This is a genomic window from Polaromonas aquatica (genome assembly GCF_050626995.1).
Classification (GTDB): Bacteria; Pseudomonadota; Gammaproteobacteria; order Burkholderiales; family Burkholderiaceae_C; genus Polaromonas; species Polaromonas aquatica_A.
In genome coordinates, this window is sequence record NZ_CP192467.1 from 1,737,455 (window position 1) to 1,752,161 (window position 14,707).

The window sequence follows — 14,707 nt, forward strand, 5'->3', positions numbered from 1 at the left end:
CGCATCCTCCCTTGGTGAAAAATTCAAGAAGTTTTAATGTACGCCGGGTTCGCCCTGCGTCCGGATGAGTTTGACTGCCTGCGGCAGGGAATTGGCAGAGGGGATGAAGTGGTCAATCGCAGCGCCCAGGGCCACGGCACAGGCAATCGCACCGATCAGCGGTTTCCAGGTCAGCCGCACAGCCGCGAACATCCAGCCTTCACGGGCCATGCGCACGGTGGCGCGGGCCGTGACATACGAAAACGCCAGCTCGACCGCGACTGCGAGCAGCACTTCCCAGCCAAAAAACAGCAGCAGCAAGGAGCCGGCACCAAGAAACAGCGCGGCACCGATCGCGAAGATGGCCACGACCGGGATCACCACCACCGCACCTTCGTCGGCGCTGCCCAAGGCATCCAGCGCACCGCTGGCCGCATCACCTAACCCGGTGGAAGATTCTGAGGCACTGCCGAAATCACCCGTGGCGCCACCGCCGCCGAAGTCACCGCCCTGGCCCGAGCGCAGGGAAGGCATCTGCACGCGGCCGTCCGGCAGATGGGACAGTACATCGGTCCCATCCACGATATCGGCCATCACATCCAGCGCACCCTCATCGGGGCCGTCATTCTCACGGCTTATCAACGCAGCGGCCCAGAACCGCAGCACCAGCAGGTAACCCAGGTAGCCCGCGCCCAGCGTGATGAAATAGCGCAGCGCCAGCGAGTCCACACCCGCCAGCATTTGCAGGTGCGAAACACCCCACATCAGCGCGAGGGTGAACAAGCCAATGCAGCCGCCGTGCAACGCCAGGCTGTGGCGCTGGCGCAGCTCGCGCTCGATCCGGCCTTCAAGCACCCGGACCGAACGCCAGTTCGACAGGTTCTTCATTCAGCCTGCATCGGCACGCGCGCGGCAACGGCGCACATCAACTCATAGCCCACTGTGCCGCCAGCCTGTGCCACCTCGTCGATCGGTATCAATGCACCGCTTGAGGCTTTGCCCCACAGCGTCACCTCGGTGCCTATGCCCGCGGCGGGCACCGGGGTGAGGTCGACAGTAATCATGTCCATGCTGACTCGCCCCACCATGCGGGTGCGCACACCGCCCACCAGCACCGGCGTGCCGGTGCTGCAGTGGCGGGGGTAGCCGTCGGCATAGCCACAGGCCACGACGCCAATGCGCAGCGGGGCGTCGGCCGTGAAGCTGGAGCCGTAGCCCACCGTGTCGCCGGCTTTGAGTTCCTGCAGGCCGATGATTTTTGACGACAGTGTCATGGTGGGCTGCAAATCCCACTGGGCCGCACTGTGCTCGGGGAAATCGGGCGCACTGCCGTAAACCAGGATGCCGGGCCGCACCCAGTCCGAGCGCCCGGCCAACACGTCGCCATGGCGCAAGGTGGCGGCGCTGTTGCTGAGGGTGCGCTCACCCGGAAGGTCATGTGTCACGGCATCAAAGGCCTTGAGAGCCTCGGCAATGCCTTTGGGTCCGTCCGCATCGGAGAAATGTGTCATCAGCGTGATCTCTTCAACCTGGGGCAGGGCATTGAGGCGTGTCCAGGCGGCGCGATAGCGTTCAGGCGGAAAACCCAAACGATTCATGCCCGAGTTCATCTTGAGGAAGACGCGGTGCGGCAGCTGCGTCTTGTGGGCGGCCAGCATGTCAATTTGCTCGTTGCAATGAATGGTGTGCCACAGGCCCAGCCGGGAACACAGCTCCAGGTCGCGTGCCTCGAAGCAGCCTTCCAGCAGCAGGATGGGGCCGCGCCAGTCAAGCGCGCGCAGGCGCTGGGCTTCGGCCAGGTCCAGCAAGGCAAAGCCGTCGGCGCTGCGCAGGGGGTCAAAAACACGCTCGATGCCGTGACCGTAGGCATTGGCCTTGACGACGGCCCAGACTCGCGCATCGGGCGCCGCTGTGCGGGCGCGGGCAAGGTTATGTGCAAGCGCGGCAGTGTGTACGGTGGCAAGAATGGGACGTGGCATGGCGCAAAAGGTTGGTTGTCGGCGGCTTTGATTACGATGGGTTCAAAAGCCGCCCAGCAGACATATCGAGGGTCTTTAGGGATTTTGGCACCGGCCCCCATGCTATAAACCGGAATCGTCCGGAGACATTCACCCATATCTTGCCGCATCAGATTTGCTGATGTACTGATGCCAGTGACAACAACAGTTTAATGAAGCGCGGTTTTTACACCATCATGGCGGCCCAGTTTTTCAGCTCGCTGGCTGATAACGCGCTGTTTGTGGCCGCCGTGGAGCTGCTGAAAACCAGCGGTGCGCCCAAGTGGCAACCAGCGGCGCTGGTGCCCATGTTTGCGCTCTTTTACGTGGTGTTGGCGCCTTTTGTGGGGGCTTTTGCCGACGCCCGCCCCAAGGGCAACGTCATGTTCGTGAGCAACGCCATCAAGGTGATCGGCTGCCTGATGATGCTGTTTGGCTCCCATCCCCTGCTGGCCTATGCCATCGTCGGGCTTGGGGCAGCCGCCTATTCCCCTGCCAAATACGGCATCCTCACCGAGCTCCTGCCGGCTTCGCAGCTGGTCAAGGCCAACGGCTGGATCGAAGGGCTGACGATTTCGTCCATCATCCTCGGGGTTTTATTGGGCGGCCAGCTGGTGGGGCACACCATGTCCACCATGCTGTTGTCATTTGATCTTCCCATCTTCAGCACCGGAATTGATACTCCCCCTGAAGCGGCGATTACCGTGCTGATCCTGCTGTATGCCATTGCTGCCTGGTTCAACACCCGCATCCCCGACACGGGCGTGGAAATGCGGCCCATGCCGCGCAACAAGCTCGAACTGCTGCCCGACTTCTGGAAGTGCAACTCGGCGCTGTGGCGCGACAAGCTGGGTCAGATATCGCTGGCCACCACCACCCTGTTCTGGGGCGTTTCGGGCAATTTACGCTACATCGTGCTGGCCTGGAGCGCCGCGGCCCTGGGTTACAGCACCTCGCAGGCCTCCTCGCTGGTCGGCGTGGTCGCCATAGGCACGGCCGTGGGTGCCGTGCTGGCGTCCATGCGCATGCGGCTGGACCAGGCCACCAGCGTGATGCCGCTGGGCATTGCGATGGGCCTCCTGGTCATCCTGATGAATTTCATCGGCAACGTCTGGGTGGCCGCGCCTTTCCTGATCCTGCTGGGCGGCCTGGGCGGCTTCCTGGTGGTGCCCATGAATGCGCTGCTGCAGCATCGCGGGCACAACCTCATGGGCGCGGGCCGCTCGATTGCGGTGCAGAACTTCAATGAGCAAGCCTGCATCCTGAGCCTGGGCGCTTTCTACAGCCTGTCCACAGGCCTGGGCCTGTCGGCCTTCGGCGCCATCACCGCCTTCGGCATCGTGGTGGCGGGCTTCATGTGGGTGATCCAGTACTGGCACAAAAGCAATTGCATCAAGCACAAAGAACAGGTCGATCACCTGCTGAATATCGCCCGCAGCGATAACTCGCACTAGGGTCTGTTAACACTGTGATTCCAAATGCGAGTGGGGTGAAAACGGGTGCCGCTGCGAAAGGCACCTCCAAAGCCGTTCTTGCATTGGTTTTGAACGCCTTCGTCTGGGGCGTGTCCTGGTGGCCGCTGCGCCAGCTACAAGGCCACGGGCTGCATCCGCTTTGGGCGACAGCATTGGTCTACGCGGTCGTGGTCACCGGCCTGCTCACGTTGCGCTCCGGCGCCTGGCGCGGTTTTGTGGCGCACCCCCAGCTGTGGTTTCTGGCCTTCGCCTCGGGCATGACCAATGTCGGCTTCAACTGGGCAGTCACCGTGGGCGATGTGGTGCGCGTCGTGCTGTTGTTTTATCTCATGCCTGCGTGGTCCGTGCTGGTGGCCTGGATCATGCTGGGAGAAAAGCCCTCAGCCGCCTCATTGCTGCGCCTCCTGCTGGCTATGGCGGGCGTGCTGATCGTGCTGAAGGCGCCCGCGTCGCCCTGGCCGGTGCCGCAGGGCGCCGCCGATTGGCTGGCGATTATGGGTGGCTTCAGTTTTGCCGTGACCAACGCTGTGCTGCGCAAGTACAACCAGACGCCCAGCGAGTCGCGCATGCTGGCCATGTTTGGCGGCAGCGGCCTGATGGCGGCAGCAGCGGCGCTCATCGGCATGGCACAGGCCACAGTGCCGGGGCCGGCATTGGCCGCAGCCGGTATTCCGGTGGTGGTAGCGCTGGCGCTCGCCTTCATGGCCAGCAACGCCGGCCTGCAGTACGGCGCAGCGCGCCTGGCTGCCGGCACCACCGCCATTGTGATGCTGACCGAAATTTTGTTTGCCAGCGCGTCCTCGGCTGCGATGGGAGCCGCCGAGCTCACGCCGCGCGTGCTGCTGGGTGGCAGCCTGATTGTGCTGGCGGCTGTGCTGGCGGCGACAGCCCCCTCGTCTCCGGAAAGCGCAAAATCGCATTGAACAGATAAAGCCGCGCGCTTTGCTTGATTCGCTGCCCTCGCGAGGGCGGAAATTGCACTGTTTAAATAGCGACTTACAAGGAGACACACCATGGGCGCAGGAAAAACGGTTTACGACTTTCAGGCCAGGGACATCACGGGCAAAGACGTCGCGCTGGATGCCTTCAGGGGCAAAGTCATGCTGATCGTCAACACCGCCAGCAAGTGCGGCTTCACCCCGCAGTTTGCCGGACTGGAAGAGTTGTACAAACAATATGCGGCCAAGGGCCTGGCGGTCGTGGGCTTTCCCAGCAACCAGTTCCTGTCGCAGGATCCAGGCAGCGATGACCAGATCGCCGAGTTCTGCCAGGTCAACTATGGCGTGAGTTTCCCGATGATGTCCAAGATCGACGTCAACGGGCCCAGCGCACACCCGCTGTACCAGTGGCTGTCGGCCGAGGCGCCCGGGCTGCTCGGCATCAAGTCCATCAAGTGGAACTTCACCAAGTTCCTGGTCAGCAAGGATGGGAAAGTCATCCGGCGTTATGCGCCTTCCGACAAACCCGCTGACCTGGCCAAAGACATCGAAGCCGCGCTGGCGGCCTGAGCCGCTGGCGCCCTGCTCAGGGCGGCTTGGGGCCGGCTTTGACGGCGCGCAAATAATCCGCCAGCGTGCGGCCGGCCTCGTGGCCCACGCGGTCGTCCAGCACCTCGATCTCGGCCATGCGGTCCACGCGAAAGTTGCGGAAGTCCCGCCGGGCTTCGCACCAGGCGCCCAGCGTCCAGACACTGCCCCAGTAAAAGCAGCCCAGCGGCCAGAGCACGCGACGGCTTTCTCGCCCTGCCCCATCACGGTAGCGAATCTCCACCTTGAGGCGCGCATGCACCGCCTCGCGCAAGCGCTGCAGGCTTCGCTGCGTGGCCTCATCGGGATTGACCGCATACAGCGGCACACCTTCGGCCGCCGTGCGCGCCGCGGGCGGCAACACCGAAAAGATCTTGCCCCAGGCAGCTTCCGCATCACCGGCCATGGCCGGATCCAGCCAGGCCTGCGCCAGGCGCACCGACGCGGCCAGCGCATTGGCTTCCTTTTGCGTGAACATCAACGGCGGCAAGTCAAAGCCGGCGCCCAGCCGGTAACCCACGCCGGTCTCACCCTCAATCGGCACACCCTGGTGCTGCAGGTCAGCCACGTCGCGGTAGATGGTTCGCTCCGACACCTCGAGCCGCTTGGCGAGGAATTCGGCGGTGCTGAGACGCCGGCCGCGGATCAGCTGGACAAGATGGAAGAGTCGGTCGGCGCGGCGCATGTGGGTGGATCATAGGGGAGCGCCCGCCCAGCTATAGTGCAAACCGTGACCACCATGCAACTGCTTCTTCAAACCCTCGTTTGCATCACACTCGTGGCAACCTTGGTGATCGCGCCCATCGCGTGGTTCTGCATGGTGAGAGCCCAGACGAGGTCGGCCTACTGGAAGAACATGGTGTTTTTTGCGGCGCCCATACTGCTGACCTTCCTCCTGGCCGACGCCGCCGGCCTTATGCCGGAAGCCTCGCCTCCGCCATCCGAGATACCAGAGGTTGAGGATGTCCTGGCCGGCATACCAACTGGTCAATTGATCCTGCTTTCACTGGCAGCGGCGCTCTGGGTCGGGGGTGGAAATGTGTTGCTCTACCGGCACCGCCGACGGCTCGGGAAGAAGTGGTGGCAGGCCCTGAACCCATTTGATCCTCCATTCAAGGATTTCAACACCGCGGAGTGGCTGACGCTGGGTGGTCTTGCGGCCGGCTCATTGGCTCTTGGAGCGCTTGCCGTTTCGTATGGTCCCGGGGCTTTGTAGCCGGCTCTCCATGCATAAACTCACTTGCCTGATCGCTGTTGTGCTGGCCAGCCTGCCCGCACAGGCCTTCGCCGCCGACAGCCAATGTTTCGGCACGGTCAGCAAAGGCCGCATCGAGGGCAGCGTCAAGCTACCCGCCAGCGGCCCCAACTTCACGGCCTACAGCACGCTTGCGGCCACGGCAGGCCGCACGCATACGCATGCCAAAGTCGCGGAAATCATGGCCGCTTCCTACTCGGCGCTCCACATCGCAAGCCCCGACACCATCTATGTCTATGGTGAGACCGGCTGGCCTTCGGGCGGGCGCTTCCGGCCGCATCGCACACATCAGAATGGCCTTTCGGTCGACTTCTTTGTGCCGGTCCGTGACGCACAGGGCAAATCAGTGCCGTTGCCCACCAGCCTCACCAGCCGCTTTGGTTACGACCTTGAATTTGATGCCGATGCAAAGTACGGCGAGTACAGCATCGACTTCCCCGCGCTTGCCGAGCACCTGTACCAGTTGCATGTAGCCGCCAAGGCACGAGGCGCCGGCATCGCGCTGATCATTCTTGACGCTCCCTTCCTGCCCCGCCTGTTTGCCACGCCGCGTGGCGCCTACCTGAAGGCCAATCTCAATTTCATGAAAGGCAAGCCCTGGATTCGCCATGACGAGCACTACCACGTGGACTTCGCCGTACCGTGCAAGAGCGACGCAGGCGCATCCAGCGCCTCCTTGAAGTAGCGCTGAAACCCCTCATGGACAAACTCTACAAGCCACATTTTCTTCGGCAGGTGAAACATGCCATGGCGTTCCGGTTCCCGGAGTTCTCGACCCATGCGGTGCCTCGCGATCATCCGATGCGGGAAATTTTCAGCAGCGCCCTGATCTACCGCATCGCCGTTTCCGCACGCGCAGCCGCGTGGCTGGTTTGGGAGCCCGCCCCCGGTGTCGAGCGGCGCTTCAATGTGCGTCTCGGGTGGAGTCCTGCACTGGACCGCCTTCCCCAGCACCACGGTCATGATGCCCGGATCTACAGCCTCACAGGCCCAAGCCCGGAGTTCGAGGCAGCGTCACTTGAACTGGAGCAGATCGAAGGCAAGCCGGCCATTGGCGGTATCACCATTGCGAGTCCCTGGGACCAACTCCTTAAGGTGAAGGCGAGTGCACCCGCACGCCTGCAGCAGGAACTCCAGAACAAGGCGTTTTCCGAGGCGTTGGCGCTCAGCGACGAAGACCGCGCAACCGCGGTGAGCCAGGCCATCGACAATGCATGCACGAGGATCGAGGCCCAGCTGCCTGCATTTATCGAGCGCCTCCGTGGGCTCGCCTGAGGTTACCCTTTCATTAAAAGGTGGCGCGGTATTTCGGCTATCTCGCTATAGTGACAAACGTCGGCTCACCTCCAAGCCCCATGAAGCTCACCGTCCGCCCCCTCACACCCGAACGCTGGCCTGATCTGGAAGCGCTGTTCAACGCCAAAGGATGTTCGGTGGCGCGTGGCTGCTGGTGCATGTTTTACCGGCAAAGCGGCGCTCGCGGGCCGCTGCCCTCTGGCACCACGCAAGCCAGGGCCAATCGCGCAGACCTCAAGAAACTCGTCAACGCTGGCAAGCCGCCAGGCCTCATCGGCTATCGCGGGAAGGTTCCGGTCGGCTGGGTGTCGCTGGGGCCGCGCGAAGATTACGCCAAGCTCAAGCGCTCGCCCGTCATGAAGCCGGTTGACGATAAACCTGTGTGGTCGATTATCTGTTTTGTGGTGCCGTCTGAATATCGCGGCCAGGGCGTTGCGCGTGCGTTGCTTGAAGGGGCCGTCACCTATGCCAGGAAGCAAGGCGCCACGTTGCTGGAGGCTTACCCGGTAGACAAACCCGGCCGGTCGCATGACGACGCCATGTGGTTCGGCGCCAAGTCCATGTATGACGATGCCGGCTTTGAAGAAGTGGCGCGCCGCAAACCGCAGCGCCCTGTGGTACGCCTCAAGCCCGCCTGAATGGAGCACCAGTTCAAGGCACTGGACATCAATTCCAATATGATGGAAAATCAATCCCATCATGAAAGAACCTGTTCTCGACCTCAACCAACGCATTGCCGAACGCGTGCGCGAACTGCGCGCGGCCAAAGGCCTGTCACTCGAAGCACTTGCGGCCCGCAGCGGTGTGAGCCGCTCGATGATCTCGCTGATCGAGCGCGGTGAAAGCAGTCCCACCGCCGTGGTGCTGGAAAAGCTGGCCACGGCGCTGGGTGTGATGCTGGCTTCGCTCTTTGATACGCCCGCCACCCAAAAGCCCGCCATGCCCATCAGCCCGGTTGCGCGGCGCGCGGACCAAGTGCAATGGCAAGACCCGGCTTCGGGCTATCTGCGCCGCAACATCTCACCACCAGGCGTGCCGCAGCCGATGCAGATTGTTGAGGTGCACTTTCCGCCCGGTGGGCGTGTGGCGTTTGAGACCGGCGTGCGCGACGCGCGCGTGCACCAGCAGGTCTGGGTGCTCGAGGGCGCCATCGACATCACGGTGGGCGACATGCGCCACCCGTTGCGCGAAGGCGACTGTTTGGCGATGCAGCTGGACCGGCCCACCATGTTTCACAACCCCACGCGACAACCTGCGCGCTATGCGGTGGTGATCGCCTCTGAACCTCTCGCCAGACGATGATGACTTCTACCGCCCCCTGGCGCTTGCGGCGCCTTGACATCGTGAGCGATGCGCAGATTGACCAACTCGCCGGCGTGCTGATCGACTGCGTGGAAGGCGGCGCTTCGGTGAGCTTCATGCACCCGCTAGCATACGAGCGCGCTGCCGCCTTCTGGCGCGGCGTGGCGCAAGGCGTGGCTGCGGGTGAACGGGTGTTGCTGGCCGCCGAAGACGCACAAGGCATTTGCGGTACGGTGCAACTGATACTCGCCCAGCCAGAAAACCAGCCGCACCGCGCCGACCTGGCCAAGATGCTGGTGCACCGCCGCGCGCGAAGCCAGGGCTTGGGGGAGGCGTTGATGCGGGCTGCTGAACACGCGGCGCGGGATGCCGGCAAGACGCTGCTGGTGCTGGACACCATCACCGGCAGCACGGCCGACCGCCTTTACGAGCGCCTGGGCTGGGAGCGCGTGGGTGAAATTCCGGACTACGCGCTGATGCCGCAGGGTGGCTTGCGCGGTACGACGGTGTTTTACCGCCGGCTGGCCTGAACCGCGCGTCGGCCCGCATCAAAATTTTGACAAAATAGCCCCTCAGCCCAATAATTACCCTGGTCAATCGCTATAAAATTGATAGCGACACGCAACAAGGCTCGCTTGCCTTGAAGCTGCGCTCACGGCTTGAGCCGAGGGCGTTCTGAGCAACCTGGAGCGGGCCTCCAAACCGGGCACCCTCAGGTCGACCCCCATCGCACTTGCGACCAGGCGCATATCGTGGTCGCTGATGTCAAAAAGTCCAAAGCGAAATTTGTAGCCCCAGCGCTGGGGGTTTTCAACGAAGTCAAGCTGATCCAGCAGCGGCAGGATAGAGGCTTCCTCTGCTTCGACGTAGGCCACGTCGCGGCGAAATGGCGTGAAGCCACCACCCGCGTCGAATGCATAAGCCTCGCCCGGCTGCACGATGCCCAGTGAGACAAATTTCTGCAGCCTGTCGCCGCCACCCATGCGAAGCGTGGGTGCGTAGTAAGCCACCAGGTCGCCAGGCGACACCCGCCGAAGCGGTGCGCATTTGCCATGACAGACCTGCATATAGCCAGACAGTGGTTCAGCACACCCGCGCCGTGCATGCTCAGCACTTGCCACCGCGATCCAGTTCCTGCGGCTCATGCCAGCGCATGCAACCCAACGCGGTTGCCGTCCAGATCGAGGATGTGGGCGAAGAAGCCCAGGCCGGGCGGCAGCGCCTGGCGCGGCAAGGCGATCTTGCCGCCGGCTTTTACGGCGCGCGCCAGCGCCGCATCGAGCGACGGCGAGGCATCCAGGTAGACCAGCGTTCCGGCCGCGGCGGGCGTTCCGGCAGTAGGCCCGGAAATGAGCGCGCCGCCAACGCCGGCTTCCTCGCCCTGGCCCTCCTGATACGGAAAAACCGCGCCTTCAGACGGACCCATAGGCTCGCGGCGCAATTTGCAGGTCAGTACTGCTTCGTAAAAGGCCTGGGCTTTGTCCAGCTGGGCGCTGGGAATTTCAAACCAGCTGATCGCGTTTTTCATTGGAAGGCTCCTTGTGTTGAAGAAGCCTTGATGATGCGGACCTGCTACTGACAACGCAGTGTCAGTAAGGATGTTCGCCCCCACGCTTTTCACTTCGTGTAATGCGCTGCCCCCCGAGGGGGCGCTGTGCCTGCGGCCCGGCAAAGCCGGTTCCGCGGCCCCGGCTGGCTTAGGCATTTGCTCCCCTTCAGGACGTCAGGGCAGCATCCAGCACTTCAATCCAATGCCGCACCGGCGTGGCCGTGCCGCTTTGCAGGTGCGTGATGCAGCCGATGTTGGCCGAGATGATGACTTCGGGTGCAGCGGCTTGCAGGTTGCCGAGCTTGCGGTCGCGCAGTTGATACGCGATGTCGGGCTGCAGCACAGAGTAGGTGCCCGCCGAGCCGCAGCACAGGTGTGATTCACAACTGGCCAGCTTGACGTTGAAACCGAGCGCGCCCATGAGTGTTTCGACACCGCCGCGAAGCTGCTGGCCATGCTGCAGCGTGCAGGGCGGGTGAAACGCCAGCGCACCGGTGTGGGCCCTGATCTTGCCCTGCAGCTCGCCGACGAGTTCGGGCATGAGTTCGCTGAGGTCGCGGGTCAATCCACTGATGCGCGCAGCCTTGGCTGCATACGCCGGGTCGTCTTTCAGAATGTGGCCGTATTCCTTGACGGTGACGCCGCAGCCCGAGGCATTCATGACAATTGCCTCAACACCTGCGCCCTCGCTGGCCTCAACATGCGGCCACCAGGCGTCGATGTTGCGGCGCATCTCGTCCTTGCCGCCTTCCTGGTCGTTGAGGTGGAATTTCACGGCACCGCAGCATCCGGCCTTTTGCGCCACCAGGGTTTGTATGCCCGCCGCGTCGAGCACGCGCGCCGTGGCGGCATTGATGTTGGGCATCATCGCGGGCTGCACACAGCCTTCAAGCATCAGCATCTTGCGTGCGTGGGTGCGCTGGGGCCACGCACCTGCAGCCTGCTTTGGCGGGACCTTGTTTTGCAGCGCTGCTGGCAGCAGGCCGCGCACGGCCTGCCCGACTTTCATGGCGGGTGCAAAGAGCGGTGACGGCAGGCCTTCCTTGAGCGCCCAGCGCAAGGCCTTTTCTCCGGCCGGGCGCGGCACGCGTTCGTCAACCAGCTTGCGGCCGATGTCCACCAGGTGCCCGTATTCCACACCGCTGGGGCAGGTGCTTTCGCAGTTACGGCAGGTGAGGCACCGGTCCAGGTGCAGCTGTGTCTTGCGTGTGGGTGCTTCACCCTCCAGCACCTGCTTGATGAGGTAGATGCGCCCGCGCGGGCCGTCGAGTTCGTCCCCCAGCAATTGGTAGGTGGGGCAGGTCGCCGTGCAAAAACCGCAATGCACACATTTGCGCAGGATGGCTTCGGCCTCCAGGCCGTCGGGGGTGTTTTTGAACTCAGTCGCGAGGTGTGTTTGCATGAAGGTCAGGCCCCCTCTTTCAGGGCCAACGCGAGGGCCTTGCGCCGGGCGGCGCGCCGGAAATCTGCATACAGGGGAGGCAGGGACAAGGTCAGCAGCATGAGGGCCAGGGGCACGACCCAGACGAAGCCAACGTACTTGAAGCCGGCCGCGCCGACCAGGCCGCCGGCGACGAACATGGCCAGCAGGGTGCCAAAAAGCCTCACCTTGATGCGGTTGGCGCGTACCCGCGAATCCACGGAGCGGGCGCTGCGGTTCCAGTAAAACATCTTGCCGAGTTCGATGCCAAGGTCGGTGATGACGCCCGTCATGTGTGTGGTGCGGATCTGGGAGGACGAGATTTTGCTGACCAGCGCGTTTTGCAGGCCCATGGTGAAGGCTAGCACCAGCACGGTCAAAGGCACTGCAAACGGCGTCTGCCGGTTCAGCGTTGCGCCCAGCAGGCCGAAGACCAGCAGAAGCACCGCCTCCAGCAACAGCGGCAGCGCATACTCACTGCGGAGATGGCGATGACGTGCCCAGTTGACCAGCACGGCCGTCACAGCCGCGCCCATGGTGAAGGCCAGCAGTGCGCCCACGGCCCCCAGCACCAGCGTCAGGTTGCCGAGGATGAGGTTGTCGGCCACGATGGAGACAAACCCGGTCATGTGGGAGGTGTACATGCTGACAAGCAGAAAGCCGCCGGCATTGACTGCCCCGGCATTGAACGCAAGCACGCCGCCGAGCAGGCGGTTGATGGTGGGCGTACGGTGCTGCCCGGTGAGATGGCGCAGGCGGCGCATGGACTACCAGCCTGCCGCCATGCGGCCTCGGTTCAGGATGCCGGCGGGATCGAATTCGCGCTTGAGCTCCCGGTGGATCCGGTCCAGGGGCGGCTTTAAGGCATCAAAACGGGCTGTAGCCCCGGTCGAATGGGCGCCAGCAGCTATAAAAAGAGTAGCATGCCCGCCGGCTTGCAAAGCGGCCGCACGCAGCGCCTGTGCCTGCCCGGCGTCTGCCCGCACCCATCGCTGGGCGCCGTGCCATTCCACCAGCGGCGAGTCAGGCAAGTCCAGAACGGCGGCCGTTTGCGGCACGGACAGGCGCCACAAATCCTGCCCGGCCTGACGGGCCTGGAACCACGGATGCTGCTGGTCTCGGCAGGCCTGCCAGTAACCGGTGCTTTCACGGTTGTCTTTTTTCTCGCCGCCCAAGGTCTTGCAGGCCGCGTCCACTGCGGCAACAGCGCCGCGCAGCCGCACATGAAGCGTGCCCGAGCCGGCTTCTTCGACCCAGCAGCTCGCATTGAGTGGTAGCGGCAGCCCGCCCCAGGCGTTCAACCAGTCAAGCGCCTGCGCCTGGCCGCATTCAAACCGCAGGGTCGCCTCGGCAGGTGCCACCGGCAGCACCTTGAGGCTGACTTCGGTGAGCACGCCCAAAGTGCCCAAGGCGCCGGCCATCAGCCGTGAGACGTCGTAGCCGGCCACATTTTTCATGACCTGTCCGCCAAACGTCAGCAGCTCGCCGCGCCCATTGATCAATTTGAGGCCGAGCACGTAGTCGCGCACTGCGCCCACGCTGGCACGGGCCGGTCCGCTCAGGCCGCTGGCGACCATGCCTCCCACGGTGGCCCTCAGCCCTGGGGCATCAAAGTACGGCGGCTCGAAGGGCAAGCATTGGCCCTGCGCTGCCAGCAAAGCTTCAAGTTCGGCCAGCGGCGTGCCGGCGCGCGCGGTCACCACCAGTTCGCTGGGTTCGTAGCTGGTGACGCCCGCATACGGCGTCATGTCGAGAATCCCGCCCTCAAGCGACTGGCCGTAAAAGTCCTTGGTACCGCCGCCGCGAATACGCAGCGGCGTCCCGGCGGCAGCGGCAGCCCGTATCCGCTCGCTCACGGAGTCAATCACGTCATTGTCTGGAGGCATGACCGGAATGGTACGTGGGTCTTGCACCGGGTAGATTGATCTTTTTGCACGCGGCCTGTTCGCTTTTTTTACGACGTCAAACTCAATCTTCGAAAAAATTGACGGGTAAACCGGGCACATCCACCCGCATCGAGAACACGCAGCCAGATTCGGGATAGGCCTGCAGTTCAGCAGCGGACCGGTTGTAGCGCGCTGTGGTGATATACAGCGTTTGCAGGTCGTCCCCGCCAAAACAAGGCATGGTGGGGCACTGCGCAGGCACAGGAATTTCGGCCAGCAGTTCGCCTGCAGGTGAGAGTTTCAGGAGGCGCGCACCTTCAAACATGGCGACCCAGTAGTTGCCCTGGACGTCCACCGCGGCGCCGTCGGGCCGCCCGCCATAACCGGACATGCCGAACTGCCAGCCCGCAGGTTTACCTGGCCACTGGTGGAAAACGCGGCGGTTCGCCATGGCGTTGCTGTCGGCATCCCAGTCCCAGGCATGCGTGGTGTGCGTAGGGGTATCCGTCCAGTACACAGTAGAGGCGTCAGGTGACCAAGCCAGGCCATTGGCAATGATGGCGCCCCCTGCCTTGCGCTCCACCGCTGGCGCCAGGCTGTTGCGGCAGTCAATGGAAAAAAGCTCTGCCACGGACTTGTCCCGTGGTTCGTACATCGTGCCGGCCCAGAAACGGCCGCGCGGGTCGGCCTTGCCGTCATTGAACCGCGTCGTCGCGGTGTCATGGCCGGCGCGCACGAGCTGCTGGAGCTCGGCGCCCCATTCACGGGCGCGGTAGATGCCATCGCGCAATGCAATCACCAGCCCGCTACCCTGTCCCTGTGTACAGGCCGGCGCGATGCTGCCGGGCTCCGACGGCATGGCCCAGCTTTGAACCGTCCCCATGAAGACGTTGCAGCGGTGAATCTGCCGGCCTGGAATGTCAATCCAGTACAGCATTTGTTCATCGGGATGCCAGAACGGCGACTCACCGAGTCCGCTGGGTTGTGCAACAACGGTTTGCCATGTCATGCGGCGTTCCTTG

The 14,707-nt window shown here is 63.4% G+C and carries 18 protein-coding genes; 9 read left to right on the top strand and 9 right to left on the bottom strand.

Features of this window, described 5'->3' with window-relative positions; all coding sequences use genetic code 11:
• Window positions 1–33: 33 nt before the first annotated feature.
• Both ACQ4MS_RS08345 and alr read right to left on the bottom strand, forming a co-directional pair.
• The gene (locus tag ACQ4MS_RS08345) at window positions 34–867 is read right to left on the bottom strand and encodes a hypothetical protein (RefSeq protein WP_431098984.1); all 834 of its coding nucleotides are present in this window, start codon (window positions 865–867) and stop codon (window positions 34–36) included.
• Window positions 864–1,958 carry an alanine racemase gene (gene alr / locus ACQ4MS_RS08350; RefSeq protein WP_431098985.1) on the bottom strand — a complete coding sequence of 365 codons (1,095 nt, stop codon included), beginning with the start codon at window positions 1,956–1,958 and terminating at the stop codon, window positions 864–866. Before alr ends, ACQ4MS_RS08345 begins: the two co-directional genes overlap by 4 nt.
• Before the next feature lie 191 nt (window positions 1,959–2,149).
• Between alr and lplT the strand changes: the two genes are divergently transcribed.
• The 3 genes from lplT to ACQ4MS_RS08365 all read left to right on the top strand — a co-directional run bounded on the left by lplT (window position 2,150) and on the right by ACQ4MS_RS08365 (window position 4,959).
• On the top strand, window positions 2,150–3,430 hold the full coding sequence (lplT, locus tag ACQ4MS_RS08355; RefSeq protein ID WP_431098986.1) for a lysophospholipid transporter LplT: 1,281 nt from the start codon (window positions 2,150–2,152) through the stop codon (window positions 3,428–3,430).
• 35 nt (window positions 3,431–3,465) lie between these two features.
• Entirely contained in the window at window positions 3,466–4,374 is a 909-nt protein-coding gene (locus tag ACQ4MS_RS08360; protein WP_431098987.1) for an EamA family transporter, read from the top strand.
• Between the two features lie 90 nt (window positions 4,375–4,464).
• On the top strand, window positions 4,465–4,959 hold the full coding sequence (locus ACQ4MS_RS08365) for a glutathione peroxidase (protein ID WP_431098988.1): 495 nt from the start codon (window positions 4,465–4,467) through the stop codon (window positions 4,957–4,959).
• A gap of 16 nt (window positions 4,960–4,975) precedes the next feature.
• Here ACQ4MS_RS08365 and ACQ4MS_RS08370 read toward each other — a convergent pair whose 3' ends face one another.
• Window positions 4,976–5,662 carry a helix-turn-helix transcriptional regulator gene (locus tag ACQ4MS_RS08370; RefSeq protein WP_431098989.1) on the bottom strand — a complete coding sequence of 229 codons (687 nt, stop codon included), beginning with the start codon at window positions 5,660–5,662 and terminating at the stop codon, window positions 4,976–4,978.
• A gap of 45 nt (window positions 5,663–5,707) precedes the next feature.
• Here ACQ4MS_RS08370 and ACQ4MS_RS08375 point away from each other — a divergent pair, with 45 nt between their 5' ends.
• The 6 genes from ACQ4MS_RS08375 (at window position 5,708) to ACQ4MS_RS08400 (ending at window position 9,360) form a co-directional block, all read left to right on the top strand.
• Window positions 5,708–6,193: a hypothetical protein gene (locus tag ACQ4MS_RS08375; RefSeq protein WP_431098990.1), complete on the top strand. Its 486-nt coding sequence runs from the start codon at window positions 5,708–5,710 to the stop codon at window positions 6,191–6,193.
• A 10-nt stretch (window positions 6,194–6,203) separates the two neighbouring features.
• Window positions 6,204–6,917, top strand: coding sequence for a penicillin-insensitive murein endopeptidase (locus tag ACQ4MS_RS08380; protein WP_431098991.1), 714 nt, complete (start codon window positions 6,204–6,206; stop codon window positions 6,915–6,917).
• Between the two features lie 14 nt (window positions 6,918–6,931).
• On the top strand, window positions 6,932–7,507 hold the full coding sequence (locus tag ACQ4MS_RS08385; protein WP_431098992.1) for a hypothetical protein: 576 nt from the start codon (window positions 6,932–6,934) through the stop codon (window positions 7,505–7,507).
• 80 nt (window positions 7,508–7,587) lie between these two features.
• Entirely contained in the window at window positions 7,588–8,166 is a 579-nt protein-coding gene (locus tag ACQ4MS_RS08390; RefSeq protein ID WP_431098993.1) for a GNAT family N-acetyltransferase, read from the top strand.
• Between the two features lie 61 nt (window positions 8,167–8,227).
• Window positions 8,228–8,830: a helix-turn-helix domain-containing protein gene (locus tag ACQ4MS_RS08395; protein WP_431098994.1), complete on the top strand. Its 603-nt coding sequence runs from the start codon at window positions 8,228–8,230 to the stop codon at window positions 8,828–8,830.
• Window positions 8,830–9,360 (top strand): GNAT family N-acetyltransferase, encoded by a 531-nt coding sequence (locus tag ACQ4MS_RS08400; protein ID WP_431099558.1) that lies wholly within the window; start codon window positions 8,830–8,832, stop codon window positions 9,358–9,360. The genes ACQ4MS_RS08395 and ACQ4MS_RS08400 overlap by 1 nt, the downstream gene beginning before the upstream one ends.
• A gap of 63 nt (window positions 9,361–9,423) precedes the next feature.
• On the opposite strand, the gene ACQ4MS_RS08405 is transcribed toward ACQ4MS_RS08400, so the two are convergent.
• The 6 genes from ACQ4MS_RS08405 to ACQ4MS_RS08430 all read right to left on the bottom strand — a co-directional run bounded on the left by ACQ4MS_RS08405 (window position 9,424) and on the right by ACQ4MS_RS08430 (window position 14,694).
• On the bottom strand, window positions 9,424–9,975 hold the full coding sequence (locus ACQ4MS_RS08405; RefSeq protein WP_431098995.1) for an EVE domain-containing protein: 552 nt from the start codon (window positions 9,973–9,975) through the stop codon (window positions 9,424–9,426).
• Window positions 9,972–10,358, bottom strand: coding sequence for a VOC family protein (locus ACQ4MS_RS08410; protein WP_431098996.1), 387 nt, complete (start codon window positions 10,356–10,358; stop codon window positions 9,972–9,974). Before ACQ4MS_RS08410 ends, ACQ4MS_RS08405 begins: the two co-directional genes overlap by 4 nt.
• A gap of 187 nt (window positions 10,359–10,545) precedes the next feature.
• Window positions 10,546–11,781 carry a glycolate oxidase subunit GlcF gene (gene glcF, locus ACQ4MS_RS08415; protein ID WP_431098997.1) on the bottom strand — a complete coding sequence of 412 codons (1,236 nt, stop codon included), beginning with the start codon at window positions 11,779–11,781 and terminating at the stop codon, window positions 10,546–10,548.
• Window positions 11,782–11,786: 5 nt separating this feature from the next.
• Window positions 11,787–12,563: a YoaK family protein gene (locus ACQ4MS_RS08420; protein WP_431098998.1), complete on the bottom strand. Its 777-nt coding sequence runs from the start codon at window positions 12,561–12,563 to the stop codon at window positions 11,787–11,789.
• 3 nt (window positions 12,564–12,566) lie between these two features.
• Window positions 12,567–13,685: a glycolate oxidase subunit GlcE gene (gene glcE / locus ACQ4MS_RS08425; RefSeq protein WP_431098999.1), complete on the bottom strand. Its 1,119-nt coding sequence runs from the start codon at window positions 13,683–13,685 to the stop codon at window positions 12,567–12,569.
• Window positions 13,686–13,767: 82 nt separating this feature from the next.
• The gene (locus ACQ4MS_RS08430; RefSeq protein ID WP_431099000.1) at window positions 13,768–14,694 is read right to left on the bottom strand and encodes an SMP-30/gluconolactonase/LRE family protein; all 927 of its coding nucleotides are present in this window, start codon (window positions 14,692–14,694) and stop codon (window positions 13,768–13,770) included.
• Between the last annotated feature and the right edge of the window lie 13 nt (window positions 14,695–14,707).

Coding starts and splice junctions, on each gene's coding strand:
- ACQ4MS_RS08345 (WP_431098984.1), bottom strand. CDS start 867: ATGAAGAACCTGTCGAACTGGCGTTCGGTCCGGGTGCTTGAAGGCCGG.
- alr (WP_431098985.1), bottom strand. CDS start 1,958: ATGCCACGTCCCATTCTTGCCACCGTACACACTGCCGCGCTTGCACAT.
- lplT (WP_431098986.1), top strand. CDS start 2,150: ATGAAGCGCGGTTTTTACACCATCATGGCGGCCCAGTTTTTCAGCTCG.
- ACQ4MS_RS08365 (WP_431098988.1), top strand. CDS start 4,465: ATGGGCGCAGGAAAAACGGTTTACGACTTTCAGGCCAGGGACATCACG.
- ACQ4MS_RS08370 (WP_431098989.1), bottom strand. CDS start 5,662: ATGCGCCGCGCCGACCGACTCTTCCATCTTGTCCAGCTGATCCGCGGC.
- ACQ4MS_RS08380 (WP_431098991.1), top strand. CDS start 6,204: ATGCATAAACTCACTTGCCTGATCGCTGTTGTGCTGGCCAGCCTGCCC.
- ACQ4MS_RS08385 (WP_431098992.1), top strand. CDS start 6,932: ATGGACAAACTCTACAAGCCACATTTTCTTCGGCAGGTGAAACATGCC.
- ACQ4MS_RS08390 (WP_431098993.1), top strand. CDS start 7,588: ATGAAGCTCACCGTCCGCCCCCTCACACCCGAACGCTGGCCTGATCTG.
- ACQ4MS_RS08395 (WP_431098994.1), top strand. CDS start 8,228: ATGAAAGAACCTGTTCTCGACCTCAACCAACGCATTGCCGAACGCGTG.
- ACQ4MS_RS08400 (WP_431099558.1), top strand. CDS start 8,830: ATGACTTCTACCGCCCCCTGGCGCTTGCGGCGCCTTGACATCGTGAGC.
- ACQ4MS_RS08405 (WP_431098995.1), bottom strand. CDS start 9,975: ATGAGCCGCAGGAACTGGATCGCGGTGGCAAGTGCTGAGCATGCACGG.
- ACQ4MS_RS08410 (WP_431098996.1), bottom strand. CDS start 10,358: ATGAAAAACGCGATCAGCTGGTTTGAAATTCCCAGCGCCCAGCTGGAC.
- glcF (WP_431098997.1), bottom strand. CDS start 11,781: ATGCAAACACACCTCGCGACTGAGTTCAAAAACACCCCCGACGGCCTG.
- ACQ4MS_RS08420 (WP_431098998.1), bottom strand. CDS start 12,563: ATGCGCCGCCTGCGCCATCTCACCGGGCAGCACCGTACGCCCACCATC.
- glcE (WP_431098999.1), bottom strand. CDS start 13,685: ATGCCTCCAGACAATGACGTGATTGACTCCGTGAGCGAGCGGATACGG.
- ACQ4MS_RS08430 (WP_431099000.1), bottom strand. CDS start 14,694: ATGACATGGCAAACCGTTGTTGCACAACCCAGCGGACTCGGTGAGTCG.